Genomic DNA, 9,321 nt, shown 5'->3' on the forward strand with positions numbered 1-9,321 from the left:
GGTCCATCCGCACAAGGCGCTAGGCTACCGATCACCCCGCGAGTACATCACCCAAACCCGCGAGGCCTCGTCAGGCAATTAGGGGGCAACGACAGCCTTATCCGTGGGAGCGCGCATGACACCATCTTATATGATATATCTTATCATATAAGATGGTTGTTCAATCGAGCAGATCACCAAACTTGCAATCGAGCGCCAATGCCAGTCGTTCGACGACCGTAACGGTCGGATTCCGAACCACCCGCTCTATGCCGCTGACGTAGGTTCGATCGAGCCCGGCTTCATCGGCAAGCGCTTCCTGTGACCAGCCGCGTTCCTTGCGCAGCTTCTTCACGTTCACGGCCAGTCTACGGCGGACATCCATCCTCCAGTTTGAACGGGAGTGATGCTGATGAAACCACGGACTATGAGTCTCATTTCTCTAGCCTTAGTTCGCCCCGTCGGTAATCTGCCGCCGGAATCTCATGCGCTGTGCGCGCGCCAAATCAGCAAGGGGAATTATCGCAAATGATCGACAAGACATCTCTGGACAGCATCGAAGGCCTCCACCGCATGAAGGCGGAAGGCATCATCACCGAGGAGGAGTTCGAGCAGTCCAAGCAGCGGATCCTGTTCGGCTCGGGCTCGAAGACCACCGCCGGCGCCACCACGGCAACAGGCAACGACCATCTCGCGTGGATACTGCTCCCCATCCGGCGCTACGCCGAGTTTACCGGCCGATCGTCGCGCAAGGAGTTCTGGATGTTCCAGCTCGTTTACGTTGCGCTGTTCGTCGTCGGCTCCGTCCTCATCGGCGGCACGATGGACAGCTATGGCGAGTTCAGCCCTTTTGGCAATGTCGTCCTGGGCCTGATCATCCTGGCGCTGCTCGGGCTGTTCGTACCGCTGCTCGCCGTCGAGGTGCGCCGCTTCCACGATCAGAACCGCTCGGGCTGGTTCGTGCTGCTCAACCTCATCCCGTACGTCGGCGTCATCATCGTGTTCGTGATGATGCTGCTTGAGGGCACGCAGGGCGACAATCGCTTCGGTCCCGATCCGCGGACCTGATCATCACACCAACCACGCAGGGGCGCTCTGGGAAGCCGTGGCGCCCTTTGTCGTATCTGGAGGAATCGAATGATCTACATCACCGACGGAGCCATGCTGGACGGGGTTCTGGACCCTGCGCTTAGGGCGCTGCTCACCACTCGCCGCGACCAGCTTCTGGCGGATGCCGCCATAAAAGGCTTTGTGCTTGAATGCCGTGCGGCTGGCGGGAAGACCTTCTACCTGCGGTATCAGGACCAGCACGGCCGGCAGAAGCAGCACCGGATCGCAGGCTATGGCGATGCCAGCTTCGACAAGATCAAGAAGGAGGCGCAGCGGCTCCGATCGGAAGTCACCCTCGGTGGCGACCGCCGAGGAGGCAAAGCGATTGCTCTCGGCGTGCGATGCCTCAGTGAACCCGCAGCTCGGTCGGATTGTCCGGCTCCTGCTCTACACCGGGGCCCGGCTGTCTGAGTTGCTCCAGGCGGAATGGAAGCATAGGCTTCTCGCGGTGCGCGTGCGCGTGCGCGTGCGCGTGCGCGTGGGCGTGGGCGTGGGCGTGGGCGGGGCCGGAGCCAGCGGGCGAGCGCGCATCTCGCCGAGCGCGACGAACTGATCCGCAAATTGTTTTTTGGAGCGGTTGACAGCGGATTGGGTGCCCCGTAGAGGCGCTCGCCTACCCCGTGCCCAGATGGCGGAATTGGTAGACGCACCAGCTTCAGGTGCTGGCGCTCGCAAGGGCGTGGAGGTTCGAGTCCTCTTCTGGGCACCATTCCCTCTCCACCGTTCTGTAAGTCAGATAAAATCTTGAACGGTGAAGAGGTTACAGCGGTTCTAAAACCGCTGCCGCGCCGATAGGCGAGCGGCTCCGCGAATACCAATTTCAGCACCGCGCGCTTGTCTTCGAGCTGCGGAGATTCCCAAAGATTGCAAGGGTTTCCGAGGAACTCGACGGCGGTTCTAAAAGTCGCGTCGAACTCGCCCAGCGGACGACCGCAATTTGCGATGCGTTCGGTAATCAGAGCCTTGTCGCGTTCGAGCGAATGAAGGCGGTCTTCGTAATTTTTCACGAGTGAACGGCTGTCAATTTCGACGATGCGGTCGAGATACTGCCCTATCTTTTTATCGATGGACGAGACGTCCTGCTTGAAGCTTCGCACTTGTTCCGCGCGCGTGAGGCTCCGTTCGTTCCAGAAATAGCGAAACGTGCCGACCGCGAGATTGAACAGTGAGACGGACGGGCGCATCGAGCGCAGCAACTCGGCGAACTCGCTTTCGAGATCGTCGCGCTTGATGGACTTGCCGTAGTCCGGGCAATCCTTGCGCTGGCACAAATAGTAAGCGTGACGTGCAGAGCGGCCCGTGGACCAGCACCCCATCAACGGCTTACCGCAGCCGCCGCACGATACCCAGCCTCGCAACGGAAAGTCGCGATTCAAATCCTTGCGCGCTGGCGCTTTCGCGGCACCCTTCATGCGTTCCTGAACGCGCAGGAAGGTTTCGTAGCTGATGATTGCCCTATGCTTGGCATCGACGAGATGCAGGCCCCATTCGGAAATAGTAATTTTGCCCGCGTAGATGGGGCGGTTCATCATCTCGCGCACGCGCTCGACGGTGATGCAGCTCCGCGCCTTTGCGGGATATGAAGGATGCGATGCGAAGAAGCGCATCACCTCGCTTTGCAAACCGAAGCGGCCAGAGGCGAAGCCTTCAAGCCCCTCGCGGATGACGGAAGCGACAGGTTCGTCCGGCACCATCATCTTGCCGTGCCCTGCGACGCGCTCGAACTTGTAGCCGATAGGCGCGCGCATCGGCCAGTAACCGGCCATGGCCCTTGCCCGCATGCGGTTCTTGGTCTGGTCGGCGTTCTTCTGACGCTGATGCTGCGATACGGAGGCGAGAAGGTTCTCGACAAGCTGAGAGTCGGAATCCTCGCCGAACTCGATCGATGGCGATTGCAGAATGCCGCCGACGCTGGCGATGGCCGCGCGCAGCTTGATGTGCGCTTCGAGGCTGCGCGCGAGACGAGAGATGTCATCGACGATGACGATGGTGTCGCCGCGCTGCCTGCGCAGGAAAGTCAGCATCGCCTTCATGCCGGGACGGTCGGTGAGCGAGCCGGAAGCGTCGTCGCGGAAGACTTCCACGACTTGATAATCCTTGTAGGTCGCAAACTCCCGGCAGCGGACTTCCTGCGATTCAAGGCCATGTCCCTGCGTCTTCTGCTGGGTGCTGGAGACGCGCGCGTAGATGACGGCGATTGATTGTTTGGCTTGATTTTTGCCGGTCATGGCGCTGCCTCTTCCGCCGGTTCTTCCTGACCGGCCTCATTGAAGGTTGATGTGAGTCTGCTCCGCGAGTTTAGCTCACCGCGCTGGGAAATGGTCGCTTCGCATTGCCTTATCCCATGCAGAATTTGCTCGGAGGATTCGCCAAAGGCGCGATCCACGAAGCTTTCCATGATGCGCCCGACGACCTCGATAAGATCGAGCTTGGCATCTAACGTCATATCGAGATCATCGACATGATGCAGGAAATCCGCAGGGTTGAAGGACATGGGCACACACTTTCCCGCCCGGCGCGGGAACACCGCGCGGACGAATATCAGGTTGTTTGTTGAGTTGGCCCTACCGCGCCGCTGGACCCCGCCGGGGGCATAAACAAAGAAGCGCCCGGGCACTTAGCCGGACGCTTCTGAAATGCGGACGCAATTGTAGGAATTTCGTCCTATATTTTCATGAAGTTATTATAAAGTCAAGATTTTCTTTGGAAAAGTCTAGACTACACGAGGCTCCGCGTATCGCTATTGAAAATCGGCCAGCCCGTTCCAAGATTTAGGGAGAGCAAGAAGGAGAAGCGCCCCTCGGGTAGATGCACATCGTGTTTGAAAGCTGCCGCGTGATTTTGCGGAGTACCCTGACATGAATGCCATCAATTGCCCCCTCAACAACGGTAACCCTGCCATAGTCCAGATCGTCACCGACGCTGACCTCGAAAACTCCGAACTGGTGCGCGACGCGCGCACCTTTGCGGCAAATATTCGCGTGCCGCGCGGACGTATGCTCGATTTCCTCGCGGACGGCTATCGTGACTGCGATACCATTCTCGTCGATGCGGAAGGCAACCGCGCCGAAATCGATCTAGAGCTGCTCGAACGCGACGGTATCGAATGGTGGTTCAAGGATTGGTGCAAGCGTCCGCTCCCGAATGTGACGCCGCGCGTACGTGTGGAGGCGCGTGAGCGCGCCCGCGTCGTCATTACGCTGCTACGTCTCATCTTCCCCAAGGAATCGGTTGTGTGGGGCGTGGATCCTGAGCGGCTGCGCCTCATCGCTCTGACTGGCGTCTCGGCCCCGCCGGAGTGAAGTCTGCTTGGCAATCGCCTACTACGCTCGCTGCTCTCAGCTATTCGCCACGGTTTCGTCGCCCGCATCATCGTCGGACAGCCAGTCTTCGCGGCCATGGCGGATGCGCTGGATAAAGATGCCGTCACCCTCGATGCGATAGACAATCAGATGTGACTTGTAGCGAAAGACCCGGGATCGCTGCCGGATTTCCATGCGCTCCCGCGCGGCTTGCGGATGCTCAGCCAGAAATTCGAGAGTCTGGATTAAGCCGTCTCGGTAGGCGACGGCTTGCTCGATGCCGAAGTTATCAATCGTGTAGAGCGCGATTGCGGCAATATCGTCGTCAGCCGCCCGCGAAAGCAAATAGGGCATCAGGTCCCCTGACGGGCCGCGAGAACGGCGTCAAAAATCTGCTGGACGCTGCGGGACGACGCGCCGCTTTCTTCCGCCTCGTCAATCAGCTGCTGCATGGCCGCAATCTTACCGGCGCGCTCCTGGTCGCGTCGGATAAGGTCGCGCACATAGTCGCTCGCATTGCTAAAACGGCCTGTCCCGGCCTGGCCTTCCACCCACTGCTTCATCGCGTCGGGAAGGGATACGTTCATCGTTGCCATTGCTCACCTCTCTCAATCAGCTTAGCAAGGATTGGCAAAGATTGCCATATTTTTTGGCGATGCGCCGCGCAGGGATAGATGGCATTTGTCTCAAATTGCAGGGAATATTAGCGGGCTTTAACTCTCGCGAGGCGATAATTTCCGCATGCGCGAGACCGTGGAAGATACAATATCGATAGATTCACAGGTCGAATTGCCAGAGCAATTCGACATCGCTGCATATGCAGCCGCCAGGGCATTCAACAATTCGGCTTATCCGCCGGGAATGCCGGACTGGGTGCAAGCCGCCATCGAGGCGCGCGCCGTTGATATTTGCGAAGCGGCTAAGGACAATCTCGCACTGGATGAACTCTCCGAACCGGGCGCGAAGGAAAAGCGCCGCAAGGAAGCGGGCGAAACCACCGAGGCGCAGTTCGGCTTCATCATCCAGCAACAGCAGCGCGAGCGCGAGGAATGGCTGAAATCCTCCGTCACCGTCGCGGGCACGACGATGACCGGCGCGGAGTGGCAGGATTTGTCCAAGCGCCTGCGCGAAGACGATGATTTCCGGGACAAGCTGATGCAGCTTTTCATCGCGCGCGGCATGAGCCGCGACGAAGCCGAGGCCCGTGTCGAGCGTGTCGCCGAAGTCGCCGAGATCGCCGCCATTCCGGAATCCCAGCGCACGGACGAGCAGAAACGCTATTTCAGCAATGCGCAGGCGGACCCGACTTTCAAGAAAGACGCCGAAGGCGCCCAAACACTATTGAAGCCCGTGGCACCGCAACCACGTTCCGAGTTGCACGGAAGCTTCAAGGCGGCGGCAAGCGGAGAAATCGCAGAGACTCCTGCCGTGTCGCAGTTGCCCGCTACGCAGAACACCGTCGATTTGCAAAATTTCGCGATATAAATCGACGCGCCTCTGCGTCTGCCCTTTTAGCGCGGAAGGCTGTTCATCAGGACGGAAACGTCATCGCCCGTCAGGTTCGTAATCCGGCGCATTTCACCCTCGCCAACGATAGTCACGTTCTTGAGGTCCAGCAGCCTGAGCGAGAGGACGGAAAGCAGGAACGCGAGTGCCGCGATCACCAGAATCGCCGCACCCCGCGCTGCGCCGCTCGCGAGGGCGGTTCGCATAGTGTAATCGAATGGGGACGAGCCGGACGCTGTTTGCCAGTCGTGCATGATGACGAGGTTTATCGTGGCAGCCATCAGGCAGAGGGCGAAGCCGGTGATAAAGATTCCGCGCATGACCGCGCGGACGTTGGGATGGTCGCTCCCATGAAGGATGAACCTCGCGCCGCTTAGGATCACCGCCGCCATTGCCACTATGCCGCTGAGAAAACCTGCCACGCTGGCAAACCCGCTCCAGTAAAACGGGATGCTTCCATGCGCCGGGAAGAAGACGCCGATGATGCCCGCCGCGCACAATGCCATAAAATAGATGGCTATGCCGATGACCGGCACGGCCATTGCTTTTGGCACGAACGACCACGCGCTGGGCTTGACCGTCACAGAGGTCGCGCCCTCCAGATTGACCACGCCTCCACTGATCGCAACCACGCTCATGTTTTCCCCCTGCGATGAATTGAGATGCTATCTGTTCAGCATGGCCGCACCGTGCTGCGAGAGCGCGCCGCTGGTGTAGGCGGATAGGACGTAGCTTGCGCCTTCCGGTGTCGTTGCGCTCAAAGCGCCGCCGCCTGAGCCGTTCTGCGTCAACCAGACGCGCTGCCCGGTCCTGATCGTCTTGTCGCGCGGGTTGATTGCCGTTCCGGTCGCCATGAACAGAACTTGCTGCCCGTCGCGGTGGAAGGCTTCCACACTCGCCTGCTGCGGCTGGCACATTTCCTGATAGCCGAGGCGGTCGCGCTTGCAGATGGCTTCGGCGCGCGCAGCATTCCCGCCCAACTGCGCCCAGGCCGGAATGCCCGGCTGCGTGATGTCGTTGAGCCTCACATCTTCATAGACGGAATCGATGCAGATTGTGTCCGCCTGTTGCCCAAGCGGCTTGTCCCCGCGCAGCAGATAGCCGCGAGACCCGTCCGCGTTCGACGTGAAAACAAGCGCGGTCGCATAGCCATAGCCGGTGCGGTTGCCCACGATGATGGTGTTCTGGCCTTCGGCCTTGAGCGCTTCGCGCACCTGCGCACCCGGCAGGCATTGTCCGGTTCGCAATGACTGCGCGGTAGCGGGCGAAACATAAGCAAGAATGAGCGTCGCGGCGACAGCTCCATAATAGCGCAGCTTCATCTTGAAGAGTCCCGGAAACGGTCCTTTTCGAGACTGCGCGGGACTTCCGTTCCGGCTGCTTCACCGCTATGTTATTCTCGAACATATCGGCTTCTTCCTTCGCGTTTCTGCTCACGAATAAGCCGGTCTCATAAACCACCATTTTCGAGATTGCCGACGCCTCGCCATGTGTTGGCGGAAGGACAAGCTTGCGCATCGGCTATGCAAGGGTTTCAACGGAAGACCAGTCGCTGAACTTACAGCTCGACGCGCTGCGTGCCGCAGGCTGCACGAGGATTTACCGCGACCGCATCAGCGGCAAGTCGCGCAAGCGTCCTGGCCTCACGCGCGCGCTGGCAGCCATCGGGAAAACCGACAGCATCGTCGTCTGGCGGCTCGACAGGCTGGGCCGCAATTTCCGGGATCTGGTCGATATAGCGGAAGAGTTGCGCGAACGCGGCAGCTACCTTGTCTCTCTGTCCGAAGGCATCGACACATCCTCACATATTGGTGAGGTCGTCTATCGGGTCATGTGCGTCTTTGCGGATTTTGAACGGCGCGTGATTGTCGAGCGCACCGTCGCCGGGCTGGCTGCGGCAAAGCAGCGCGGCGTGAAGTTAGGCCGCAGTCGCAAACTCTCCGCCGCTCAAATCGCCGAAGCCCGCCAGCTTCTGAAAACTGCAAAGGCTGACGCCATCGCCGCACGTCTCGGCGTCGGCAGGTCCACATTGTTTAGGTCATTGCGACAGGAGCAACGCACATGAGCGGTCCCGATACCCAACTTCGTGAATGGTACGAGGATGGCCGTAAACGCGGCGCGCGATGGCTGCAACTTCGCTGGGACCATTGGGATCGCACATGGGAGCCCGACTATCACTATCAGCCGACGCCGCCTAAGGACGTAGGGCCGGTGCATGGGCTTGGCGGCCTTATTGATCTGGCCTTGCCGCTGGAAGGGCAGAACGCCAATATCGCCGAAGAGCCCTAACGTCGGAAGGGCAAGTCGACATTTCTCGATTATTTCGGGCCAACAACCATGATGCAGTCATAGCCCGGCTTAGGTTTTTCCGCACAAGGCTGCACTGAGAGGCCGCGTACCCTGGCGGTATCAGTCACCACTTCGATGGCAGTTGCCGCATTGGGGTTAGTCACAATGGGCTGACTGGAGAACCATAGAGCTCCGCACATCGTGGCGCTGAGAGCGGCTCCCATGACGCCAGCTTGCATAAGTTGAGATTTTGTGAATACGTTCGTCAGCTTCATCTGTTCTCCTAGCTGTTAAAAGCACGAACAATCTCACACATCTGGAGCCAATATGTCAAATTCTGAGAGCGAATACGACATTGAGCTGTACAAGCTGTATAAAGATGAGATTAAGCGAGAAGACGATATCGTCTATCAACGCAGCATGAGTTCTCTTACATTTCAGGGATTTCTGTTTGCGTCGATGACTTTTCTAGTATCGAACCCTTGGTTTAAGGATGTAGTGGTTCCAATTCATCCGTTTCGGGAAAGCATGCTGGCATTTTTGGGCATTGCCGGGTTCATCGTCGCATTGTTAACGGCTAGCGGCATCATGGCCGCCGCCAGCTCAATCGCGGCTGTTTCGAAGGTATATAACGAAGGAAGTATACCCAAAAACCCGCTTTGGCCTCAACTTCACGGCAAGGGTCGGCGCTTCAAGCTGGGCGGAGGTCACGCCGTTGCGCTACACTTCCTCCTCGCCATCCTTTGGGGCGTCTATGAAGTAGTTCTAGTACAGTCCCTGCATTTGCTTCTAGAGAGTTTAGTTTTACCATTAGCAATATTGCTTTCGGCGCTTATCTTAAGCGCTTATCTCGCGACGCGCTCTTATCTCTCTAAAGATTAGAACGGCACATCGTCGTCCAAGTCCTCGATGGTTTCACCCAGCCGCTGCCGCGCGTCATGCGCCCATATCTGCGTTTGCAGGTCGAGATGTTCGGTTATCCGCGCTTCCAGCGGAATTTCGGGTCGCGCCTCACCCTCCCAATGGTGCAGGTCGTTAATCGTAAGCGCTAAAACTGCCCCACGTGGTTGCGGGGCGACGGCGGCGACGTGGACGGCGTAATTTCGGCGATCAGGCGACGCTGGCGAGATTGCTC

Annotated in this window: 15 protein-coding genes, 1 tRNA gene and 1 pseudogene; 8 read left to right on the forward strand and 9 right to left on the reverse strand. The window is 58.9% G+C overall.

The genetic code is table 11. From position 1 onward, the window contains the following. Window positions 1-160 precede the first annotated feature (160 nt). Entirely contained in the window at window positions 161-340 is a 180-nt protein-coding gene (locus tag ACIQCS_RS23690) for a helix-turn-helix domain-containing protein (protein ID WP_401531943.1), read from the reverse strand. A 167-nt stretch (window positions 341-507) separates the two neighbouring features. Here ACIQCS_RS23690 and ACIQCS_RS23695 point away from each other — a divergent pair, with 167 nt between their 5' ends. From ACIQCS_RS23695 to ACIQCS_RS23705, 3 genes are all read left to right on the forward strand, one after another. Continuing rightward, window positions 508-1,047, forward strand: coding sequence for a DUF805 domain-containing protein (locus ACIQCS_RS23695; RefSeq protein WP_345850257.1), 540 nt, complete (start codon window positions 508-510; stop codon window positions 1,045-1,047). 69 nt (window positions 1,048-1,116) lie between these two features. Beyond that, window positions 1,117-1,500 carry an Arm DNA-binding domain-containing protein gene (locus tag ACIQCS_RS23700; protein WP_345850258.1) on the forward strand — a complete coding sequence of 128 codons (384 nt, stop codon included), beginning with the start codon at window positions 1,117-1,119 and terminating at the stop codon, window positions 1,498-1,500. Between the two features lie 211 nt (window positions 1,501-1,711). Continuing rightward, window positions 1,712-1,798, forward strand: a tRNA-Leu gene (locus tag ACIQCS_RS23705). Between the two features lie 490 nt (window positions 1,799-2,288). On the opposite strand, the pseudogene ACIQCS_RS23710 reads toward ACIQCS_RS23705, so the two are convergent. Both ACIQCS_RS23710 and ACIQCS_RS23715 read right to left on the reverse strand, forming a co-directional pair. After that, window positions 2,289-3,317, reverse strand: a pseudogene (locus tag ACIQCS_RS23710) (recombinase family protein); the annotation flags it as partial. Then, entirely contained in the window at window positions 3,314-3,583 is a 270-nt protein-coding gene (locus ACIQCS_RS23715; RefSeq protein ID WP_345850260.1) for a hypothetical protein, read from the reverse strand. The gene ACIQCS_RS23715 and the pseudogene ACIQCS_RS23710, both read right to left, overlap by 4 nt. Before the next feature lie 364 nt (window positions 3,584-3,947). On the opposite strand from ACIQCS_RS23715, the gene ACIQCS_RS23720 reads away from it, so the two are divergent. Further along, on the forward strand, window positions 3,948-4,391 hold the full coding sequence (locus tag ACIQCS_RS23720; RefSeq protein WP_345850262.1) for a hypothetical protein: 444 nt from the start codon (window positions 3,948-3,950) through the stop codon (window positions 4,389-4,391). Between the two features lie 36 nt (window positions 4,392-4,427). On the opposite strand, the gene ACIQCS_RS23725 is transcribed toward ACIQCS_RS23720, so the two are convergent. Both ACIQCS_RS23725 and ACIQCS_RS23730 read right to left on the reverse strand, forming a co-directional pair. Next, the gene (locus ACIQCS_RS23725; RefSeq protein ID WP_345850263.1) at window positions 4,428-4,745 is read right to left on the reverse strand and encodes a type II toxin-antitoxin system RelE/ParE family toxin; all 318 of its coding nucleotides are present in this window, start codon (window positions 4,743-4,745) and stop codon (window positions 4,428-4,430) included. After that, window positions 4,745-4,987 (reverse strand): type II toxin-antitoxin system ParD family antitoxin, encoded by a 243-nt coding sequence (locus ACIQCS_RS23730; RefSeq protein ID WP_345850264.1) that lies wholly within the window; start codon window positions 4,985-4,987, stop codon window positions 4,745-4,747. Before ACIQCS_RS23730 ends, ACIQCS_RS23725 begins: the two co-directional genes overlap by 1 nt. Before the next feature lie 145 nt (window positions 4,988-5,132). Here ACIQCS_RS23730 and ACIQCS_RS23735 point away from each other — a divergent pair, with 145 nt between their 5' ends. Continuing rightward, a complete protein-coding gene (locus ACIQCS_RS23735; protein ID WP_345850265.1) occupies window positions 5,133-5,876 on the forward strand; it encodes a hypothetical protein in 744 nt (247 codons plus the stop codon). Window positions 5,877-5,902: 26 nt separating this feature from the next. On the opposite strand, the gene ACIQCS_RS23740 is transcribed toward ACIQCS_RS23735, so the two are convergent. Together ACIQCS_RS23740 and ACIQCS_RS23745 are read right to left on the reverse strand one after the other, a co-directional pair. Further along, a complete protein-coding gene (locus ACIQCS_RS23740; RefSeq protein WP_345850266.1) occupies window positions 5,903-6,535 on the reverse strand; it encodes a hypothetical protein in 633 nt (210 codons plus the stop codon). A gap of 27 nt (window positions 6,536-6,562) precedes the next feature. Next, window positions 6,563-7,219 carry a hypothetical protein gene (locus ACIQCS_RS23745; RefSeq protein WP_345850267.1) on the reverse strand — a complete coding sequence of 219 codons (657 nt, stop codon included), beginning with the start codon at window positions 7,217-7,219 and terminating at the stop codon, window positions 6,563-6,565. A gap of 188 nt (window positions 7,220-7,407) precedes the next feature. On the opposite strand from ACIQCS_RS23745, the gene ACIQCS_RS23750 reads away from it, so the two are divergent. Together ACIQCS_RS23750 and ACIQCS_RS23755 are read left to right on the forward strand one after the other, a co-directional pair. After that, window positions 7,408-7,962, forward strand: a complete 555-nt coding sequence (locus tag ACIQCS_RS23750) for a recombinase family protein (RefSeq protein ID WP_345850268.1) — start codon at window positions 7,408-7,410, stop codon at window positions 7,960-7,962. Then, complete coding sequence (locus tag ACIQCS_RS23755) at window positions 7,959-8,186, forward strand: hypothetical protein (RefSeq protein ID WP_345850269.1); 228 nt, start codon at window positions 7,959-7,961, stop codon at window positions 8,184-8,186. The genes ACIQCS_RS23750 and ACIQCS_RS23755 overlap by 4 nt, the downstream gene beginning before the upstream one ends. Window positions 8,187-8,215: 29 nt before the next feature. On the opposite strand, the gene ACIQCS_RS23760 is transcribed toward ACIQCS_RS23755, so the two are convergent. Continuing rightward, window positions 8,216-8,461, reverse strand: a complete 246-nt coding sequence (locus ACIQCS_RS23760; RefSeq protein ID WP_345850271.1) for a hypothetical protein — start codon at window positions 8,459-8,461, stop codon at window positions 8,216-8,218. 52 nt (window positions 8,462-8,513) lie between these two features. On the opposite strand from ACIQCS_RS23760, the gene ACIQCS_RS23765 reads away from it, so the two are divergent. Beyond that, window positions 8,514-9,068 carry a hypothetical protein gene (locus ACIQCS_RS23765; protein ID WP_345850272.1) on the forward strand — a complete coding sequence of 185 codons (555 nt, stop codon included), beginning with the start codon at window positions 8,514-8,516 and terminating at the stop codon, window positions 9,066-9,068. On the opposite strand, the gene ACIQCS_RS23770 is transcribed toward ACIQCS_RS23765, so the two are convergent. Next, window positions 9,065-9,321, reverse strand: a 257-nt coding sequence (locus tag ACIQCS_RS23770; RefSeq protein ID WP_401531944.1) for a hypothetical protein, incomplete at its 5' end; no start/stop codon positions are given. The genes ACIQCS_RS23765 and ACIQCS_RS23770 overlap by 4 nt on opposite strands.

The organism is Sphingomonas sp. NPDC092440 (genome assembly GCF_044754985.1).
Taxonomy (GTDB): Bacteria; Pseudomonadota; Alphaproteobacteria; order Sphingomonadales; family Sphingomonadaceae; genus Sphingomonas.

Excerpts from the sequence above, each read along its gene's own strand:
- ACIQCS_RS23700 (WP_345850258.1), top strand. The coding sequence starts at position 1,117 with ATGATCTACATCACCGACGGAGCCATGCTGGACGGGGTTCTGGACCCT.
- ACIQCS_RS23765 (WP_345850272.1), top strand. The coding sequence starts at position 8,514 with ATGTCAAATTCTGAGAGCGAATACGACATTGAGCTGTACAAGCTGTAT.
- ACIQCS_RS23755 (WP_345850269.1), top strand. The coding sequence starts at position 7,959 with ATGAGCGGTCCCGATACCCAACTTCGTGAATGGTACGAGGATGGCCGT.
- ACIQCS_RS23730 (WP_345850264.1), bottom strand. The coding sequence starts at position 4,987 with ATGGCAACGATGAACGTATCCCTTCCCGACGCGATGAAGCAGTGGGTG.
- ACIQCS_RS23720 (WP_345850262.1), top strand. The coding sequence starts at position 3,948 with ATGAATGCCATCAATTGCCCCCTCAACAACGGTAACCCTGCCATAGTC.
- ACIQCS_RS23740 (WP_345850266.1), bottom strand. The coding sequence starts at position 6,535 with ATGAGCGTGGTTGCGATCAGTGGAGGCGTGGTCAATCTGGAGGGCGCG.
- ACIQCS_RS23745 (WP_345850267.1), bottom strand. The coding sequence starts at position 7,219 with ATGAAGCTGCGCTATTATGGAGCTGTCGCCGCGACGCTCATTCTTGCT.
- ACIQCS_RS23760 (WP_345850271.1), bottom strand. The coding sequence starts at position 8,461 with ATGAAGCTGACGAACGTATTCACAAAATCTCAACTTATGCAAGCTGGC.
- ACIQCS_RS23725 (WP_345850263.1), bottom strand. The coding sequence starts at position 4,745 with ATGCCCTATTTGCTTTCGCGGGCGGCTGACGACGATATTGCCGCAATC.
- ACIQCS_RS23735 (WP_345850265.1), top strand. The coding sequence starts at position 5,133 with ATGCGCGAGACCGTGGAAGATACAATATCGATAGATTCACAGGTCGAA.
- ACIQCS_RS23695 (WP_345850257.1), top strand. The coding sequence starts at position 508 with ATGATCGACAAGACATCTCTGGACAGCATCGAAGGCCTCCACCGCATG.
- ACIQCS_RS23715 (WP_345850260.1), bottom strand. The coding sequence starts at position 3,583 with ATGTCCTTCAACCCTGCGGATTTCCTGCATCATGTCGATGATCTCGAT.